This window comes from Desulfoprunum benzoelyticum (assembly GCF_014201505.1).
Classification (GTDB): domain Bacteria; phylum Desulfobacterota; class Desulfobulbia; order Desulfobulbales; family Desulfocapsaceae; genus Desulfoprunum; species Desulfoprunum benzoelyticum.
In genome coordinates, this window is record NZ_JACHEO010000016.1 from 28,092 (window position 1) to 45,836 (window position 17,745).

At 55.3% G+C, this 17,745-nt stretch carries 17 protein-coding genes; 12 read left to right on the forward strand and 5 right to left on the reverse strand.

Translation table 11 applies throughout. The annotated features are described in order from the left end of the window. Window positions 1–35: 35 nt before the first annotated feature. Genes HNQ81_RS12695 through HNQ81_RS12710 form a run of 4 tightly spaced genes read left to right on the forward strand, consistent with a single transcriptional unit; the run spans window position 36 to window position 3,263 of the window. Window positions 36–1,769, forward strand: a complete 1,734-nt coding sequence (locus HNQ81_RS12695; RefSeq protein ID WP_183351678.1) for a sensor histidine kinase — start codon at window positions 36–38, stop codon at window positions 1,767–1,769. 2 nt (window positions 1,770–1,771) lie between these two features. Further along, window positions 1,772–2,128 (forward strand): response regulator, encoded by a 357-nt coding sequence (locus tag HNQ81_RS12700; protein ID WP_183351679.1) that lies wholly within the window; start codon window positions 1,772–1,774, stop codon window positions 2,126–2,128. A 4-nt stretch (window positions 2,129–2,132) separates the two neighbouring features. Next, on the forward strand, window positions 2,133–2,780 hold the full coding sequence (locus HNQ81_RS12705) for a HAMP domain-containing histidine kinase (protein ID WP_183351680.1): 648 nt from the start codon (window positions 2,133–2,135) through the stop codon (window positions 2,778–2,780). A gap of 54 nt (window positions 2,781–2,834) precedes the next feature. Continuing rightward, a complete protein-coding gene (locus HNQ81_RS12710; protein ID WP_183351681.1) occupies window positions 2,835–3,263 on the forward strand; it encodes a response regulator in 429 nt (142 codons plus the stop codon). 94 nt (window positions 3,264–3,357) lie between these two features. On the opposite strand, the gene HNQ81_RS12715 is transcribed toward HNQ81_RS12710, so the two are convergent. After that, window positions 3,358–4,308: a UDP-glucuronic acid decarboxylase family protein gene (locus tag HNQ81_RS12715; RefSeq protein ID WP_183351682.1), complete on the reverse strand. Its 951-nt coding sequence runs from the start codon at window positions 4,306–4,308 to the stop codon at window positions 3,358–3,360. A 273-nt stretch (window positions 4,309–4,581) separates the two neighbouring features. Then, window positions 4,582–6,267 (reverse strand): 2-isopropylmalate synthase, encoded by a 1,686-nt coding sequence (gene leuA, locus HNQ81_RS12720; protein WP_183351683.1) that lies wholly within the window; start codon window positions 6,265–6,267, stop codon window positions 4,582–4,584. Window positions 6,268–6,827: 560 nt separating this feature from the next. Between leuA and ilvB the strand changes: the two genes are divergently transcribed. From ilvB to HNQ81_RS12760, 8 genes are all read left to right on the forward strand, one after another. Next, the gene (ilvB, locus tag HNQ81_RS12725) at window positions 6,828–8,528 is read left to right on the forward strand and encodes a biosynthetic-type acetolactate synthase large subunit (RefSeq protein ID WP_183351745.1); all 1,701 of its coding nucleotides are present in this window, start codon (window positions 6,828–6,830) and stop codon (window positions 8,526–8,528) included. Between the two features lie 60 nt (window positions 8,529–8,588). Then, a complete protein-coding gene (gene ilvN / locus HNQ81_RS12730) occupies window positions 8,589–9,074 on the forward strand; it encodes an acetolactate synthase small subunit (protein ID WP_183351684.1) in 486 nt (161 codons plus the stop codon). A 159-nt stretch (window positions 9,075–9,233) separates the two neighbouring features. Next, window positions 9,234–9,878: a phosphatidylserine decarboxylase family protein gene (locus HNQ81_RS12735; RefSeq protein ID WP_183351685.1), complete on the forward strand. Its 645-nt coding sequence runs from the start codon at window positions 9,234–9,236 to the stop codon at window positions 9,876–9,878. A gap of 211 nt (window positions 9,879–10,089) precedes the next feature. After that, on the forward strand, window positions 10,090–11,118 hold the full coding sequence (locus HNQ81_RS12740; RefSeq protein WP_183351686.1) for an aspartate-semialdehyde dehydrogenase: 1,029 nt from the start codon (window positions 10,090–10,092) through the stop codon (window positions 11,116–11,118). A gap of 99 nt (window positions 11,119–11,217) precedes the next feature. Beyond that, window positions 11,218–11,892, forward strand: a complete 675-nt coding sequence (gene rsmD, locus HNQ81_RS12745; RefSeq protein ID WP_183351687.1) for a 16S rRNA (guanine(966)-N(2))-methyltransferase RsmD — start codon at window positions 11,218–11,220, stop codon at window positions 11,890–11,892. Beyond that, complete coding sequence (gene coaD / locus HNQ81_RS12750) at window positions 11,882–12,385, forward strand: pantetheine-phosphate adenylyltransferase (protein ID WP_183351688.1); 504 nt, start codon at window positions 11,882–11,884, stop codon at window positions 12,383–12,385. Before rsmD ends, coaD begins: the two co-directional genes overlap by 11 nt. Before the next feature lie 8 nt (window positions 12,386–12,393). Then, complete coding sequence (locus tag HNQ81_RS12755; RefSeq protein WP_183351689.1) at window positions 12,394–12,804, forward strand: QcrA and Rieske domain-containing protein; 411 nt, start codon at window positions 12,394–12,396, stop codon at window positions 12,802–12,804. 13 nt (window positions 12,805–12,817) lie between these two features. Further along, window positions 12,818–13,660, forward strand: coding sequence for a cytochrome b N-terminal domain-containing protein (locus tag HNQ81_RS12760; RefSeq protein ID WP_183351690.1), 843 nt, complete (start codon window positions 12,818–12,820; stop codon window positions 13,658–13,660). A 115-nt stretch (window positions 13,661–13,775) separates the two neighbouring features. Here HNQ81_RS12760 and HNQ81_RS12765 read toward each other — a convergent pair whose 3' ends face one another. From HNQ81_RS12765 to HNQ81_RS12775, 3 genes are all read right to left on the reverse strand, one after another. Continuing rightward, on the reverse strand, window positions 13,776–16,160 hold the full coding sequence (locus tag HNQ81_RS12765) for a hypothetical protein (RefSeq protein WP_183351691.1): 2,385 nt from the start codon (window positions 16,158–16,160) through the stop codon (window positions 13,776–13,778). A gap of 13 nt (window positions 16,161–16,173) precedes the next feature. Next, entirely contained in the window at window positions 16,174–16,779 is a 606-nt protein-coding gene (locus tag HNQ81_RS12770) for a GTP-binding protein (protein WP_183351692.1), read from the reverse strand. A 68-nt stretch (window positions 16,780–16,847) separates the two neighbouring features. Continuing rightward, window positions 16,848–17,249, reverse strand: coding sequence for a roadblock/LC7 domain-containing protein (locus HNQ81_RS12775; protein ID WP_183351693.1), 402 nt, complete (start codon window positions 17,247–17,249; stop codon window positions 16,848–16,850). Window positions 17,250–17,745: the final 496 nt, after the last annotated feature.

The following is a 17,745-nucleotide window of genomic DNA, read 5'->3' on the forward strand; positions in this document are numbered from 1 at the left end:
CGTTCCTCCCCGATCTGCAGAGGCCGGAGTCACGCATGACGATCATCGATCGCATCAAACCCGATTTTCTCCGGAGCCGGAACATCACCACCGGCCCCTTCCGCCAGATGTTCAACTACAGCAGGATCTGGCAATGGGCGATGCTGCTGACCTCGCTCGTCACCCTGGTCCCGCTGGTTCTCATTACCGCCATCGATTACAATGTCACCCAGCAATCGATCGAGTCGGAAAATCTGCTCCGGACCCTGCGGGTCGGTTCCAACGCCAAGCGCACTATCTCCTCCTTCCTCAGCGAACGGCTGGCCGCCCTGACCTTCGTCGTCCGCGACAAGTCCCACGAAGAATTGAACGATCCGGCGAAACTGGCCGTCCTCCTCGACAACCTGCGCGAAAGCTACGGCGGCTTTGTCGACCTCGGAGTCATCAACAGCGACGGGGTCCAGACCACCTATGTCGGGCCGTATTCCCTCCAGGGCAAAGATTACAGCGATCAGGACTGGTGCACCGAGGTCCAGGATAAAGGCTTCCACATCAGCGACGTGTTCCTCGGCTTCCGCAAGGTGCCGCATCTGGTGATCGCCGTCAAGCACACCCTCCCCGACGGCTCCTGTTACATTCTGCGCACCGCCCTCGACACCGTGCGGTTCAACGAACTGTTGACCACTCTGGAGCTGGGCGGCCGCGGCGACGCCTTTCTCGTCAACCGTGAAGGGGTTATTCAGACCCCGACCCGCTACCAGAAAGACATTTTCGAGAACATTTCCTACACCATCCCGGAATTTTCGGAAAACACCGAGATCAGGGAAGACAAAAACGAACAGGGGGAACCGGTCATCGTCTGTTCGTCTTATATCCCCGATTCGCCGTATATCCTGATGATCATCAAGCATAAGAACGACATGATGCAGTCCTGGCATCAGACCCGTTTGAAGCTTATACTGTTCCTAGCGGTCAGTATTTCGGTCATTATCCTCGTCATCTTCGCTTTTTCGACCTACCTGGTCAACAACATGTACCTTGCCGATGAACGCCGTCTGATGATCCTGCATGAGATGGAATACTCCAACAAGCTGGCCTCTATCGGCCGGCTGGCAGCCGGGGTGGCCCATGAGATCAACAACCCGCTGGCGATCATCAACGAAAAGGCGGGGCTGATCAAGGACCTGTTCACCTACACCGACACCTATGCTGCCGACACCAGGATCGTCGGCCTGATCGATTCGGTCCTGTCCTCGGTCGAACGCTGCGGCATCATCACCAAGCGTCTGCTCGGCTTTGCCCGTCACATGGAGGTCACTCTCGAATCGATCAGCATCGGCACAGTCATCAACGAGGTCCTCACCTTTCTCAACAAGGAGGCGGAGTACCGCAACATCTCGGTCAAGGTTGACGTCGCGCCGAATATACCGGAGTTCCAGTGCGACCGCGGCAAACTGCAGCAGATCTTTCTCAATATCGTCAACAATGCCTTCTCGGCGATGGACGTCGGCGGCAAACTCACCATCACCGTGCATCCCGATCCTCCAGACCATATCGTCGTCACGATCACCGATAATGGCTGCGGCATGACCGAGGAAGAACTCGGCAAGATCTACGAACCCTTCTACTCCACCAAAACCAAGACAGGCGGGACCGGGCTCGGCCTGTCGATCACCTACGGCCTGGTTCAGGAACTGGGCGGCAAAATCAAAGTGACCAGCACCAAGGGAGAGGGGACGACCTTTTCCATCCAATTGCCCCTGCACCCCCCTCAAAAAGCGGAGAAATAACGATGCGCATCCTACTTGTCGATGACGAAACTGAATTCGTCGCTACCCTGGCCGAGCGCCTGTCATTCAGGAACATGGAGGTCGACTATGCCACCAAGGCTGCCGAGGCCATAGAACTTGCCGCCCGGAAAACCTATGACCTGGCGGTCCTCGACATGAAGATGCCCGGCATCAGCGGCATCGAGCTGAAAGCGATGCTGGAAAAGCAGTGCCCGGGGATGAAGTACATTTTCCTGACCGGCCACGGCTCGGAGGAGGACTATCGCACCGGTTCCTCAGAGGCCAGTGGTTACCTGGTGAAACCGATCAACATCGACATCCTGGTGGCCAGGATCAAAAAAGCCCTGGAGGCAAAGTAACTCCATGACCGTACAGTATGACAGTATCGGCGGGTCGGGGCTGCAGTTTTTCGGCACGGTCTCCGCCTCCATCTCCCATGAATTGAAGAACGTCCTGGCGATAATCAACGAGAATGCAGGGTTGCTTGAAGATCTGACCTTTGCCGCGCGCCGGGGATCCCCGATCGACCCCGACAAGCTTGACCGCACCGTTCAGAATTTTTCCAAGCAAATCCATCGCGCCGACGAAATCCTCAAGAACATGAACCGGTTCGCCCACAGTGTCGATCAGTTCGAGTCCCAGATCGATCTCCATGACCTGGTCGTACTGGTGGCGAACCTGGCGGCGAGAAAGGCGGCCATGGGCAGGATATCCCTTGCAACGACGGCGCCGGCCCAGCCGATCCATCTCACCTGCAATCCCTTTCTGCTCGAAAACCTGGTCTGGCTCTGCCTCGAACTGGCGATCGCCGCAACCGGCGCCGGCCGGACCCTGACCCTGATCCCGGAAAAGACCGCGTCGACCATACTGCTGCATATCACCGGCATCGACGGTCTCAGCGAGACCTTACCGGTACCGGATGAGACCGGATTCGAAGCCATCCGTGCCGCCCTCGGGGCCACAATGACAACCGATCCGGCCGGACACACCCTGACCCTGCATCTGGCATGATCGTATGTTGCGGTCGAGGATCAAAAATGGCAAACCACCAAAATGGAGAACGATATGTCTGAGAAAATCCTGTTGATCGATGATGAGGTTGATTTCCTGTCGGCGATGTCCGAGCGGATGAAGGCGAGGGACATGCAGGTGACGACCGCCTCATCGGCCAAGGAAGGCCTCGAAAAAGTTTCCGCCGAGTCCTTTGATGCCGTCATCCTTGACCTGGCGATGCCGGAAATGGACGGGATCGAAACCCTGAAGATCCTCAAGGAAAAGAATCCCGATCTCCAGGTCATCCTGCTGACCGGCCATGCCACGATCAAGCAGGGCATCGAGGCGATGAAACTCGGCGCCCTCGATCTCCTCGAAAAACCGGCCGACATCAATGCCTTGACGGCAAAGATCAAGACCGCTCAGGCCAGGAAGATGTTGATTGTCGAGAAAAAGAACGAGGAGACGATCAGAAAGATCATGGCCACCAAGGGCTGGTAGGCAGCCGGGCTTAGGCCGTGGCCGTGATGGAAGAGGGAAGCCCCCCGGAGGCTTCGGCAGGTTCAGCCTCCGGGAGGATCATCGCTGCGGTCTGCTATGACAGCAGGTCCTTGAAATAGGCAATCGTCTTTACCAACCCATCCTGCAGCTGGACATCCGGATTCCAGCCCAACCTTTCCCGGGCGAGGGTGATGTCCGGCTTGCGCTGCAGCGGGTCGTCGGCGGGCAACGGCTTGTGGACCAGCTCGGATCTGGAGCCGGTCAACGCGATGACCTGCTCGGCCAGCTGCCTGATCGTGAACTCGACCGGGTTGCCGAGGTTGACGGGGCCGAGGAACCCATCATCAGTGTCCATCAGACGGACAAAGGCCTCGATGAGGTTGTCGACATAGCAGAAGGAACGGGTCTGCGAACCGTCGCCGTAGATCGTGATCGGCTGGTCCTGCAAGGCCTGGACGATGAAGTTGGAGACCACCCGGCCGTCGTTGGGGTGCATCCGCGGGCCGTAGGTGTTGAAGATCCGCCCCACCTTGATCCGCAGCTTATGCTGGCGGTAGTAATCGAAGAACAGGGTCTCGGCGCAGCGCTTGCCCTCGTCGTAGCAGGAGCGGGTGCCGGTCGGGTTGACGTGGCCCCAGTAGCTCTCCGGCTGGGGGTGGACATTGGGATCGCCGTAGACCTCGCTCGTCGAGGCCTGGAAGATCTTGGCCCCGACCCGCTTCGCCAGGCCGAGCATGTTGATGGCGCCGTGGACGCAGGTCTTGGTGGTCTGCACCGGATCGTGCTGGTAATGGATCGGTGAGGCCGGACAGGCCAGGTTGTAAATCTCGTCAACCTCGACATACAGCGGGAAGGTGATGTCGTGGCGCATGAGCTCGAAATGGGGATTGTCGAGCAGGTGAAGGATGTTGTTCTTGTTGCCGGTGAAGTAATTGTCGACACAGAGAACATCATGGCCATCGTTGAGCAGGCGCTCACAGAGATGGGAGCCGAGAAAACCGGCGCCGCCGGTTACCAGTATGCGTTTTGCGGTCAGTAAGGTCATGTAGTTATTATGTTGTTTTATTCCAGTTGAGGCCAGACAGCGTCTTTGCCAAGCCGGCTGGTGACAGGATTGCGCGGCACGACTGGCAAACACGCCGTCGCCATCTCGTCACCGCTCCGCCTCTTTCGACACAGTGCTTCGACGGGACGGGTTGAGACACGAAGGTTGATCCTGCCGAAGGGGAATTCGAGTTGAAGCTGTAGCAGAATTCTCCGGCAAATCAAGTTATTTTATCTAAAATTCACTTCACCGGAATTCCCCTTCCGTCAGCGATCATCTCTGACACGACCGGTTCAGCGCGCTCATTACCGCCTTGATCGAGGCAACGATGATATCGGTATCGACTCCGACCCCCCAGAAGCGGCTGCCGCCGGCGTCCTCGATCTCGATATAGGCCGCCGCCTTCGCGCTCTGTCCGCCGCTCAACGCATGTTCATGATAGCTGCAGAGGGTAAACTCGCCGGCCACCGAGGCCTTCATCGCCGCGCAGAAGGCATCGAGCGGACCGTTGCCCGAACCCTTGAGCGTCCGTTCAACGCCGTCGACCAGCAGATTGGCCTCGACATCGGCGAACGAGGCCTTGTCGGCACTGTCAAAGTGCCGCTTGACCGTGTTGAATCCTTTCAGCGCGAAAGGTTGCGACACCGACAGGTAAACCTTCTCGAAGGAGTCGTAGATTTCCTGCGGCTGCAGTTCCCTGCCTTCCCTTTCGGTAAGATCCTGGATGATCGTGCCGAATTCCGGATGCATCTCCTTCGGCAGTTTGAAGCCGAATTCCTTGTCCATGACATAGGCGATTCCACCCTTGCCGGACTGGCTGTTGATCCTGATGATCGACTCGTAGGTCCGCCCGACATCGGTGGGGTCGATCGTCAGGTAGGGGACCTCCCATAAACCGGATTCAGCCTCTTCGTACATCGTCATACCCTTGTTGATGGCATCCTGGTGTGAGCCGGAGAAGGCGGTGTAGACCAGCTCTCCGGCATAGGGATGCCGCGGGTGGACCGGCAGATGGGTGACCCGCTCATAGACCTCCACCAGCTGATTGATCTCGTGCAGATCGAGCCTGGGGTCGATCCCCTGGGTGAACATGTTCAGGGCCAGGGTGATGATGTCGACGTTGCCGGTCCGCTCACCGTTGCCGAACAGGGTGCCCTCGACGCGCTGCCCGCCGGCCAGCAGACCGAGTTCGGTGGCGGCGACGGCGCAGCCGCGATCGTTGTGGGCATGCAGACTGAGGATGATCGCATCACGCCGCGATACCCTGCGGCTGAACCACTCGATCTGGTCGGCATAGACATTGGGGCTGGCCAATTCGACCGTCGCCGGCAGATTGATGATCACCGGCTCGTCCGGGGTGGGTTGCCAGACATCCATCACTGCCTCGCAGATCTCCAGGGCGAATTCCAGTTCGGTGCCGGTAAAACTTTCCGGCGAATACTCATAACGAAAATGGGTCTCCGGGTATTTCGCCTCCTCCTCCTTGATCAGCCTTGCCCCTTCGACCGCCAGGGCTATGATTTCCTTGCGGTTCATCTTGAAAACCGTCCGCCGCTGCAACACCGAGGTGGAATTGTAGAGATGGACGATGGCCTCCCTCGCCCCTTTGAGAGATGCGAAGGTCTTTTCAATCAGGTGCGCCCGCGCCTGGGTCAGCACCTGAATCAGGACGCCCTCCGGTATCAACTCCTGATCGATCAGGGTGCGGGTGAAGTCATATTCAACCTGTGAAGCCGAAGGAAAACCGACCTCGATCTCCTTGAACCCGACATCGACCAGCAGTTTGAACATCTCCAACTTCTTGGCAAGGCTCATCGGCTGGATAAGGGCCTGGTTGCCGTCGCGCAGGTCGACGCTGCACCAGACCGGGGCCGTGGTTATGGCCTGCGACGGCCAGTTGCGGTCAGGCATGTCGAATGAAGGGAAAGGGCGGTATTTCTTCACTGCTTCCGGTTTCATCGTTTTCTCCTTGAAAAATCACAGTGTATGGAAACAAAAAAGGCCGCGGTTGAATCAACCGCGGCCTTGAAAGTCATCGTATTGTATTGTTAGCGAACTACAATCCCTCCGACCCTGCCACGGCGGCAACGCATAGTCCCTGTAGTAGAGCGAGAAGGATAGACATTTTTTTCAGTCCCTTGATCGGTGAGTATTCAAACACGGCGATCGCCGTGTCTGCATATCTCGAAATATACGTGATCCAATGCTGATGTCAAGAATGTTTTCCAGAAGGCAATGGCGCTGCCCTGCTCCAAATCAGGCATCCGTTGAGGATGAGGCCGCCCTTCCATCCCCTTCGATCGTTCGTCTGTCGATCGGAGGATGGCAAATAAAAGCGTATCGGAATCAGGTATTGAAAATTCTCTGTAAACAGACAATATTTGAAATACCAATCATTTTTGATCCATGTTGACATATCATTTTTTCAAATATATATTTTCTAATTTACATATGATTCATCTGTTTCCCAGGCGCCGCAACTCCGTCTGGTGCTCACATTCATGAAAGAGGAAGAGCTGATGGTAAAAATGACCGGTTCACAGGCAATAGTAAAATGCCTCCAGGAAGAAGGCGTCAAGACAATCTTCGGGTACCCGGGCGGGGCGGTCATAGATCTGTTCGATGCCCTTATGGATTCCGACATCACCAACGTCCTGGTCCGTCACGAGCAGGGGGCGGTGCATGCCGCCGACTCGTTCAGCCGGGTAACGGGCGAAGTCGGCGTGGCGCTGCTGACCTCCGGTCCGGGGGCGACCAACGGCGTGACCGGCATCGCCACCGCCTACTGCGATTCGATCCCGATGGTCATCCTGACCGGGCAGGTACCCCGCTCGCTGATCGGCAACGACGCCTTCCAGGAAGTCGATATCGTCGGCATCACCCGCCCGTGCACCAAACACAATTATCTCGTCAGCAACAAGGAGGATCTGGTGCCGGTTCTGCGCGAGGCCTTCTATATCGCCCGGACCGGCCGCCCCGGTCCGGTGCTGGTCGATCTGCCGAAAGATCTGATGGCCGGCCAGCTCACCTATCCGGAACAGAAGCCGATCCGCATGCAGAACTACCAACCGACGTATGAGCCGCATATCGGCCAGATAGCCAAGGCCTGCAAGCAGATCCTCAAGTCGAGGAAGCCGGTGCTCTATGTCGGCGGCGGGGTCATCCTCTCCGATGCCCACAAAGCCCTTGAGGAACTCGCCATCAACCTCAATATCCCGGTGACGATGACCCTGATGGGACTGGGGGCCTTTCCCGGCTCGCATCCGCTGTCGATGGGGATGCTCGGCATGCACGGCAGTTACACCGCCAACATGGCCGTCGCCCAGAGCGACCTGTTGATCGCCGTCGGTGCCCGGTTCGATGACCGGGTGACCGGTAAACTCGAGGAGTTTGCCTGTAACGCCAAGATCATCCACATCGATATCGATCCGACCTCGATCAGCAAGAACGTCAAGGTCGACATCCCGATCGTCGCCGACTGCCAGTACGCCTTGACCGCGATCAACAGCTGGTTCTCCAAGGAACCCGGAATCAACATCAAGGAGGAGGCCGCCCAGCACGAGGCGTGGCTGGAGACGATCCGGGAATGGAGCGCCAAATATCCCATGACATACAAGGAAGAAGGTGAGCTGATCAAGCCGCAGTACGTGATCGAGATGCTCGACAAGCTGACCGGCGGCAATGCCATCATCACCACAGAGGTCGGGCAGAACCAGATGTGGACGGCCCAGTTTTTCAAGTTCAACAAGCCCCGCCATTTCGTCACTTCGGGCGGTCTCGGCACTATGGGCTTCGGTCTGCCGGCCGCCATCGGCGCCCAGATGGCCTTCCCCGACCGGCTGGTTATCGATGTCGCCGGCGATGGTTCGATCCAGATGAACATCCAGGAACTGGCCACCGCCAAACAGTACAACTGCCCGGTCAAGATCGCGATCCTGAACAACAGTTATCTCGGTATGGTGCGGCAATGGCAGGAACTGTTCTATGACAAACGCTATGCTTCGACGGTGATGGAGGTCACGCCTGATTTCGTCAAGCTGGCCGAGGCCTATGGTGCGGTCGGCCTGCGCGCCACGAAGAAGAGCGAGGTCGTCCCCGTCATCGAGAAGGCCCTGGCCTCCAACAACGTCGTCATCATGGATTTCTCCATCGCTCGCGAGGAGAACGTCTACCCGATGGTACCGGCAGGCAAGGCTACGACCGAGATGCTGCTCGTCTGATCCGGCGCATTATCGATAACCAGCAGGATTTCCATAACCCGTCACGCATACAGGACAACAATGAAACACACCTTATCCGTTCTTCTTCAAAATAAGCCCGGAGTCCTCTCACGGGTAACCGGGCTGTTCAGCGGCAGGGGATTCAATATCGAAAGTCTTTGTGTCGCCGAAACTCTCGACCCCGGCATCTCCTGCCTGACCCTTGTCACCAGGGGCGACAACTCCATCATCGAACAGATCACCAAACAACTGCACAAACTGATCGACGTCATCAAGGTCACCGACATCAGCGAGAAGGAATACGTCGAGCGGGAAATGGTGCTGATCAGGATCAAGGCCGAGTCCCAGACCCGCGCCGAGGTCCTGCGGGTGATCGATATCTTCCGAGGCAAGGTCGTCGATGTCAGTTCAAGGAGCTATGCCGTTGAAGTCACGGGTTCGGCCTCCAAGATCCAGGCGCTGATCGATCTGCTGAAACCGATCGGCATCAAGGAAATCGTCCGCACCGGGACCATTGCCATGGCCAGGGCCTCAAAAAACAAATAAACCCGGTATCGGTTCCTTCCCCGATCGACGGAGGAACCGATGGCAGGAACGTCAATTTTCCCTCATATCGGATTTTACGCCAGCCTTCGCAAACCGAAATGTTCAGCCAATGCCGCTGACGCCAGTCGGAGTTCCCACCTCCCAGGAGAAACCTGTATCATGCTTGCAGCCAAAGTGCCCGTTGCCCAGGAAGGCTATCCGTTTATCGGTTTTTCCGCCTTTCTGACGCTGATCTTCGCCATTCTCGGCCTGACCGGGACAACCCTGATTGCCCTGCTCGCCACCGCCTTCACCCTCTATTTCTTCAGGGATCCGGAACGCTTTATCCCGGAACGGGCCGACGCCCTGGTATCCCCGGCGGACGGCAAGGTCATCCTGGTCGAAGACGTCATGGATCAGAACTTCACCGGTGGCCAAGCCTACAAGATATCGATCTTCATGAATATTTTTAACGTTCATGTCAACCGGGCGCCATGCGATGGCGATGTCGACAGGACGATCTACGTTCCCGGCATGTTCTACTCCGCCGATTCCGCCCAGGGGGCGCTGCGCAATGAATATTGCGCAACGCTGCTCACCACCTCCTCCGGCAGCAAAATCGCCGTCGTTCAGGTGGCTGGTCTCATCGCCAGGAGGATCGTCTGCTGGCTTGAACCCAAAGATCACGTACAGCGCGGCCAACGCATCGGCCTGATCCGTTTCGGCTCGCGGGTCGACCTTTACCTGCCGAAAGAGACCAGCGTCCAGGTTGCCGTGGGGCAGAAGGTCATCGCCGGCGAGACAGTCCTGGGACTGCTCCCCTGAGGCCTGCCGATACATTTTTGCCTTGTATCACCGTATACTGTATGGTTCAGTGATTTTTCAGTAATCCCGGTTTGTAAATGAACGGCCGAGACACAGTTGCCGTCTCGGCCGCATCATTTGCCAATATAAACCCTGGATTTCCAGGCGTAGCGCTCTGGAATACCGGTTTTTTCCTGTTCAACAGGTGATTTTACCTTTCGAGGACATAGCGATGAGTGCGACGAAAAAAGAATATGCGGTCGCGGTTGCGGGGGCCACTGGAGCGGTTGGCGGCGCCATGCTGGACGTGCTGGAAAGAAGGAATTTTCCGATTAAAGAACTGAGGCTGCTCGCCTCCGAACGCTCCATCGGCAGGAAGCTCACCTTTCGGGGCGAGCAGATTCCGGTGCAGCTGCTGACCAAGGACGCCTTCAAAGGCATCGATATCGCCCTGTTCTCGGCCGGCGGAGACCGTTCGCTCGAATTTGCACCCGCAGCCGCGGCTGCGGGGGCCATCGTCGTTGACAACTCCAGTGCCTTCCGCATGGACCCCGAGATCCCTCTCGTCGTTCCGGAAGTGAACCCGCATGCCATCGCCCAATATACGAGGCGGGGAATCATCGCCAATCCAAACTGTTCCACCATCCAGATGCTGGTGGCCCTCAAACCGATCTACGACAAGGTCGGCATCAAGCGCATCGTCGTCTCGACCTACCAGGCCGTTTCCGGCACCGGGACCAAGGCGATTCTCGAGTTGAAAAACCAGATCATGGCCTACGCCGCCGACAAACCGATGGAGGTCAAGGTGTATCCGCACCAGATCGCCTTCAACTGTCTGCCCCAGATCGACTCCTTCCTTGACAACGGCTATACCAAAGAAGAGATGAAGATGGTCAACGAGACCCGCAAGATCTTCGAAGATCCAGCCATCGGCGTCACCGCGACGACGGTCCGGGTCCCTGTTTTTTATGGCCATTCGGAGTCGATCAATGTCGAGACCGGATCGAAGATCTCTGCCGAGGAAGTGAAACGGCTCCTCGCGACCGCCCCCGGCGTCAGACTGGTCGATGAACCGAAGCAGGGCCTGTATCCCCTCGCCACCGATTGTGCCGGCAATTTCGAGACGCTCGTCGGCCGTATCCGTGAAGACGATTCGATCGCCAACGGCATCAATCTCTGGGTTGTCGCCGACAACATCCTCAAGGGTGCCGCCCTCAATGCCGTGCAGATCGCCGAAAAACTGACAGCCGATTACATTTGATCAACTTTCGTCGTTGACGATCCGGGTCTGTGGCACAACGATCCGGATCGTCGTGTCGACGGCGGGAAGGTTCAACCCCATCTCCACAATCCAGAACACTTGAGAATCATCAGCGGATCTGCCAGAGGTAGGAAACTCTTTTCACCCCCCGGGCAGAGCCTGGTCATCCGACCGACTTCCGATCGAGCCCGGGAGGCGTTGTTCAATGTCATCGGCCAACGCCCTCAGGAGGCCGTAGTCCTCGATCTGTATGCCGGCACCGGCGCCCTCGGTCTCGAGGCATTCAGCCGCGGCGCAGCAAGGGTGCTCTTCGTCGACAGCAGTCGTCTCGCGTTAGACCTGATCACCAGAAACATCCGGGCCTGTGCCGGAGTGGAGGAATGGTCTCCGGAAACATCCTCCGCGGTCGTTCAACCGCGTTTGTCTCTGATCCAGCACGACTTGCGAAGGGGTTTGCCTGTACGCCAGTTCCAGCACAAAAGATTTTCTCTTTTTGACCTGATCTTCCTCGATCCCCCCTATGCCAAAGGTCTCTGTCAGCGCACGCTGCACGACCTGGACGACAGCCATCTCCTGGCGCCGGAAGGTCTGCTGATCGCAGAAGAACGAGCTGACGAAAAACCGGAGGACAACTTTACAACGTTGAAACTGATCGATAAGCGCGTTTATGGCGATACCGCCTTCTGGATCTTTCAAAGGATGCAGCCCGACACCGGCCTGAGCCGAGAGCTTGCCGCTCATTCCCACACAACAAGGAGCAGCCATGCAGAATAGCCCGAAAAGTCGTTCCCTCGCCATCTATCCCGGCACTTTCGACCCGATCACCAACGGCCATGTGGACCTGGTCAACCGTGTTCTTGAACTCTTCGATTCCGTCATTGTCGCCGTCGCCATCAATCCGGGCAAGACGCCGCTGTTCACTCTCGACGAACGGATCAGCATGATACAGGAAGTGTTTCGAGAACATAATTCCCGGGTCAGCGTCGAATCCGTTTCCGGACTGCTGGTCGAATATGCCGCCCAGAAGAAAGCACGAGCCGTCATCCGCGGTCTGCGGGCGGTCTCCGATTTCGACTACGAATTCCAGTTGGCGCTGATGAACAGAAAACTGGAGCGGGAAGTCGACACCGTCTTCCTGATGCCGGGTTTGCGATGGATCTTTATCAGCTCGTCGATCATAAAGGACGCCGCCCGCCATGGCGGGGACGTCAGCGACATGGTGCCAGCCTGTGTCAACGAGATGCTGAAGAAAAAATTGGCCCGCTGACCCGACTCATGCGCCGGCCGGCAAAAAAATCGCGGAAGACTCTGGTAACGCGGCGGATTTTTCTCGGAATAGGCATCCTCTCGCTCCTGTATCCGCTGTATCGATTCATCGGTTTTCGACTGCCTCGAAAACCGCAGCGGATCGAGGTTGCCAAGCAGATTTTGCCGGGACAATTCCGACTTTTCCCAAATTTCATTCTCTTCGCCCGGGAAGACCGGGTCTGGGCGGTGTCGCGAAAGTGCACCCACCTTGGCTGCACCCTCCATTACGTGGAAAAAGAAGATCTCCTCGAATGCCCATGCCACCAGAGTCGATTCTCCAGTGAAGGCCGGTTGCTGAACGGTCCGGCCAAGACACCATTGAAGACCTTCGCGGTTGAAGTTCGGCAGGATCCCCCCTACTACATCGTGACCTTATAGCGGGGATCCGGTTATGAACCTGAAAACACTGGCGGGGAACCTCATCGTTGTCAAATGGGGCGCGTGGAGCCTGGTCTGCCTCTACATTTCCCTTGTCTCCGGAGTCCTTGTCGCCCTCCATTACGATCCGGCCGCCGCCTACTATTCAACGGCAGCGATGGATCTGCTCGTTCCCTTCGGCCAGTATTTTCGTTCCCTCCACTTTTATTCGAGCCAGTTCTTCTTCCTTCTGGCCATCATTCATCTCCTTGCCGTCTATCGCAGCACCGACAGCTATACGACAGCCCAGTGGAGCAGACTGATCGCAGCCCTGCCGGTGATCCTGCTTCTGCTCTTTACCGGTTACATACTGCGCGCCGACAGCACGGGGGTCTCCGCAGGAGCGATTGCCGAAGCGATTCTTTTGGATATCCCGATCCTTGGTCCGGCGATCAACAGCGCCTTCTTCTCCATCACGGATCACGGAATGCAGCGTGTCTACGTCACCCACATCATAACCTTTGACCTTCTCTGGCTTGCCCTGACCTGGGAACATCTGCGCCGCTATCGGATCCGCCTGACCGATTATCTCCCTGCGATCGGTCTCGTACTTCTGTTCAGTGTCTTCGTGGCCGCCCCGATCGATCCTGAAAAACTCGGTGTCAGCTATATCTCAGGGCCCTGGTTCTTTCTCGGCCTGCAGGAACTCCTTCGCTACTTCCCCCCGCTCGTAGCCGGATGGATCTTTCCGGCTACATTCATCTTTGCTCTTTTCATGGCAAGGAAACAGCATCGATTTTTCAAATCGATCCTCATCTTTCTTGCAATCTGGCTTCTGCTGTATCTGGTAATGAGTGTCCTCGCCCTGCTGCACTGAGCGACCAGGCGGAATTGTTCTCCATGTTTTCAGCCACTCTTCAACGAAAAAGGGCTGCCTCATCATCAGATGAGGCAGCCCTTTTTCCCGGGAACTGGTTTTGCCGGAGTAAATTTCAGCGTTCCCTGTCCACCAGTTCTCTTCGCAGGTTTTCGATACCACTTAGCATTTCTTGGCGGATCAATTCAACCTCGCTCCTGACCAGTTCTCTGATCAGTTTCGCCAAACCCTCGTCGATACCGTCCGCACCGGTCAAGGCAAGGCGTTCGCCGGCCAGTTCATCTGCCAGAGCCGCATACGAGTCGTCATCCATATTGACGATCTGTTGATCTGCCGACGTTTCCGGCGTTTCAACCACCAGATCTTCAACAGCGAAGATATCTTCCGAATCTGAAGCGACGGCTACAGGTTCTTCCACACCCTCGAATACAGCCATATATTCGGTGTCCGGGGAAGCTTCCGCGGTAGCAATACCCTCTTCTTCCTCTACCGGTTCGAAGGCAAACTCTTCCCCGACCTCTCCGTCTTCAAGCACTATCACAGGCCTCGAGGAAGGTGGCTGTTCCAACGCAACTTCAGCCTCATCTATTGCCAGATTCTCCTCACTGAGCGATTCTCCGCCAGCTTCTTCCGCCAACGCAGGTTGCAGGTCGTCGACAAGCGTTTGATCTTCCTGCGGCGGCTCCTCTTCCTTCTCGAAGAGAAAATCGAGTCGATCCTCAATGTCTGCTATCGAATCCATCTCCCCGGCAATACGTTGATCTTGACCTGATCCAAGGTCTGCAGACGCGAAGGCGGCAAAACGGTCTTCGCCGGTTGCCGAGTCCTCTGCCTCAAGTTCACCGGAGAGAGCCGGAACCAGGTCTTCGCCGGTAAACGCCAGCGGCTCTTCCCCTGATTCATCATCATCCTCTGATTCAACGTCCACTCCCGGAATCGCGATTGTTTCCAAAGAATCGGCACTGGTTTGTCCAGAAGAAAATACCACTGATTCCTGGAACTCGGCCGGGACTGCTTCTCCCGGTTCTCCTCCGAGATCCGCTTCTCGTGGTTGCGCCTCGTCGACGTCCAGCGCACCGAAGAAATCATCCAGCCGGCTTTCCACGTCAGCGGCGAATTCAATACTTTCTTCGGGAACAGTCTCGCTTCTCGCAACCATCACCGTGTCATCGAGTTCAGACAAGGCCGGCGCCAGATCGCCAGCCTGGTAGCGGAGCCTGTCATAATCGGATCCATCATCCGTATCGCTCTCGACATCCACCCCCTGCAATGCCACCTCCTGCTCTCTACTACCGGGGCCGGCAGGAACGATCTCCGGCTGAGACATGGCGCCGGGATGGGGTCCTTTCGCCTCTCCGCCCTGGCCCGGAACATTTCCGTCTGCCTGAACCTCGGATTGATCCTTCTTGATTTCGTCAGGGTGCAGTTCGTCGGTGTCGGTAAAGAACCTGTCGACCTGGCCATCGACCGTCGAAGATGCCACTAGTCCCAGGGAAGCGGCCTCTTCTTCTTCCTGAAACCCTCGTTCCTCCTCTTCCGGAAAATCGGACAAGGCGGGAGCAATTGTGCTTCCCTCCACTGCATCGTCTGAGAATTCTTCTTCCTCGACCTCTCTCGGGTTGACTTGCGATTCAACGATTACTTTGAATTCATTGAATTTCTCAACTTGAGGAAGAAGAATTCTCTTCTCTTCCTCAAGGCTCATGGGCACAGTTACAATCTTTTCAAGACCGGCAACGAAGGAGTGGAGGAGTCTGAAGGCCTCGGTATGGGCATCACCCTTCTTGAGCCGAATATAGGCAGCCAGGGCGCCCAACCCCTGAAGGAAGATCTGCTTCGGCCGGCTGCCGGCAAAAACCTCCCTGAGACGCAGGACTTCATCTCGAAGTCGTTCAAGCTCAGTCTCAGTGATCTCCCAATCGATACCAAGTACAATCGCCTTCAGATCGGAGAGGACGGACCCGGCATCCGGCGCAGTCACGGGAGACGGCTGCATTTCATCTGCGTGGATCTCGCGATGGGTTGTCACTGCGTCTTTTTTCTGCTCCTTACTGATCTGTTTCTTCAGAATCTCGAATTTTCTGACATCTTCAAGTAACAGCTGTCGTCTTTCTCCCTCTGTCATCGAATCGGTAGCAACCATTTTTTCGAGGTTGTGGTAGAAGGAGAGCAGCAGTTTTATCGCATTTGGATTGGCGGCAGCCTTCTCTTTGTAGATGTATTTGCTGATTTTCTCCAGGGCCTGGATATAGACAAGATATATTTTTTCGTCCGCCCAGACATCCTTCAAGTCTATAAGCTCTTCATTGAATTGGTTCAGAATATCATCCGTAATCTCCCAGTCAATGGACAGAACGAGCGATTTCAATCTGGTGAGAGGCGACTCGTCATAGGTGGGAAACTCGAACAAATCGACATTGTCCGTCTGGAGGGAATCGTCATACTCATCAGCAACGATAGTGAGGTCATCGTCATACTGCTTTTCTGTATAGTGTTCCACCGTACCTTCTCTCTCAGAGTAATTTTTTCTGTATTGAAACAACTGTCGAAGAAATGATTTTTTTCAAAGTCGCCGCAACATTATATCCGGTCAGAGCACTTGCTTCGAAATACGGTACCTGTAGTCTGCTGTTCAAATCCTTCTGCAATACCTCTATCGGCAGGATAGGAATACCATGCTCCTTGAGATCGACCTTGTTGTATTGCATGACCAGGGGGATTTTGAATATACTCTCGTTGTATGATTGAAGATTTTCATGAAGCTGGTTCAATGAACGGATGTTCTTTTCCCGCTGCTTTTCCATCGCATCCGCCACGAACACTATGCCGTCCACTCCGCGCAGAACGAGTTTTCTGGTGGCGTTGTATTTCACCTGACCGGGGACGGTATACAGTTGGATCTTGATATGGTATCCCTTGATCTGTCCCATGTCGAAAGGCAGGAAATCAAAGAACAACGTCCTGTCTCCATGCGTTTTCAAACTAACCATCTCGGACAGTATCTGCTTGCGATACGTGCGATTGATGTATTCGAGATTGGTCGTCTTGCCGCCTCGCCCAGGTCCGTAATAAACGATTTTGACCTGCACAACCTTATCTTTCAGATTGATAAAGCTCAAAGGACCCTCCCTCCCCTGTTGTTGCTCTGCATATTGACCCTTGATGTTCTTGCTGCGGCGAAACCGTTCTACTGTTTCTTGTTCCAGATTTTTCTGATCTTTTCGATTGCATCCACAACATTGAGTCGAAGAAATCCCAACGAAATATCCTTGCCGAACATCGATATGAGCAGCAACTCATCGTCTATCTTACTGAAATGAATATTCGAATCCTGCCCTTTGTGAAAAAGGAGAGAGAATTCCTGTTCTCCGACGAGTTTGGCCATCGCATCTACAGTGGCAAAATTCCCGGCTGCCAGGGCAGCAAAGGAGTACACATCGTATTTGCTTTCACCATTATCCCTGGCAGTGATAATATTCCCTGCCATATCTATTATCATGACGCAGTCGACACCAAGCTTGATCAGCTTTTCCGTCAACATCACATCTATCTGCTCAAGTTGCTCCTGACTGACAATCCCATAATTCATGCGGTTTTCCTCTAGGTGGTTGTTTGTCACTGGACACGATTATATTTTTAAACGATCAAGAGATATCTCGACTCAATCGACAACCTTGTATCAACTCAAAATAAAACCCGAAGATATGAATTTTTGAATAAACGACAGGGAACAAATGAGAATACTATGCTTCGTCTTTCAGCCGGCTGCGAACAATCCTTCGCGTGTCCATTGAGAATACTCCTTCCGAAGGTATTTCACTATACGATAGTTAATTGATTATATGAAGAAAATTTTTTCTATTTGTGAAAAACCAGGCTCACACCAGGTGGACATCAATTATTTCATTTAATTTCAATAAGTAATAGATCAATATCACTCAATAGCGTTCCCTCTCGAATCCCTCTTGTCCTCCCAGGCCAAATCGCCTCCTCAGTCTCTTTGCCCCCTTCCTTTCAAACCTCCCGCGATACCCGTTTGCCCGCATCTTACGACTGAAGCATCTCTTGCGATTCTTCCCCGTTGC

Bases quoted from the DNA above. Each gene is read 5' to 3' on its own strand.
- HNQ81_RS12695 (WP_183351678.1), top strand. From the start codon at position 36: ATGACGATCATCGATCGCATCAAACCCGATTTTCTCCGGAGCCGGAAC.
- HNQ81_RS12700 (WP_183351679.1), top strand. From the start codon at position 1,772: ATGCGCATCCTACTTGTCGATGACGAAACTGAATTCGTCGCTACCCTG.
- HNQ81_RS12705 (WP_183351680.1), top strand. From the start codon at position 2,133: ATGACCGTACAGTATGACAGTATCGGCGGGTCGGGGCTGCAGTTTTTC.
- HNQ81_RS12710 (WP_183351681.1), top strand. From the start codon at position 2,835: ATGTCTGAGAAAATCCTGTTGATCGATGATGAGGTTGATTTCCTGTCG.
- HNQ81_RS12715 (WP_183351682.1), bottom strand. From the start codon at position 4,308: ATGACCTTACTGACCGCAAAACGCATACTGGTAACCGGCGGCGCCGGT.
- leuA (WP_183351683.1), bottom strand. From the start codon at position 6,267: ATGAAACCGGAAGCAGTGAAGAAATACCGCCCTTTCCCTTCATTCGAC.
- ilvB (WP_183351745.1), top strand. From the start codon at position 6,828: ATGGTAAAAATGACCGGTTCACAGGCAATAGTAAAATGCCTCCAGGAA.
- ilvN (WP_183351684.1), top strand. From the start codon at position 8,589: ATGAAACACACCTTATCCGTTCTTCTTCAAAATAAGCCCGGAGTCCTC.
- HNQ81_RS12735 (WP_183351685.1), top strand. From the start codon at position 9,234: ATGCTTGCAGCCAAAGTGCCCGTTGCCCAGGAAGGCTATCCGTTTATC.
- HNQ81_RS12740 (WP_183351686.1), top strand. From the start codon at position 10,090: ATGAGTGCGACGAAAAAAGAATATGCGGTCGCGGTTGCGGGGGCCACT.
- coaD (WP_183351688.1), top strand. From the start codon at position 11,882: ATGCAGAATAGCCCGAAAAGTCGTTCCCTCGCCATCTATCCCGGCACT.
- HNQ81_RS12755 (WP_183351689.1), top strand. From the start codon at position 12,394: ATGCGCCGGCCGGCAAAAAAATCGCGGAAGACTCTGGTAACGCGGCGG.
- HNQ81_RS12760 (WP_183351690.1), top strand. From the start codon at position 12,818: ATGAACCTGAAAACACTGGCGGGGAACCTCATCGTTGTCAAATGGGGC.
- HNQ81_RS12775 (WP_183351693.1), bottom strand. From the start codon at position 17,249: ATGAATTATGGGATTGTCAGTCAGGAGCAACTTGAGCAGATAGATGTG.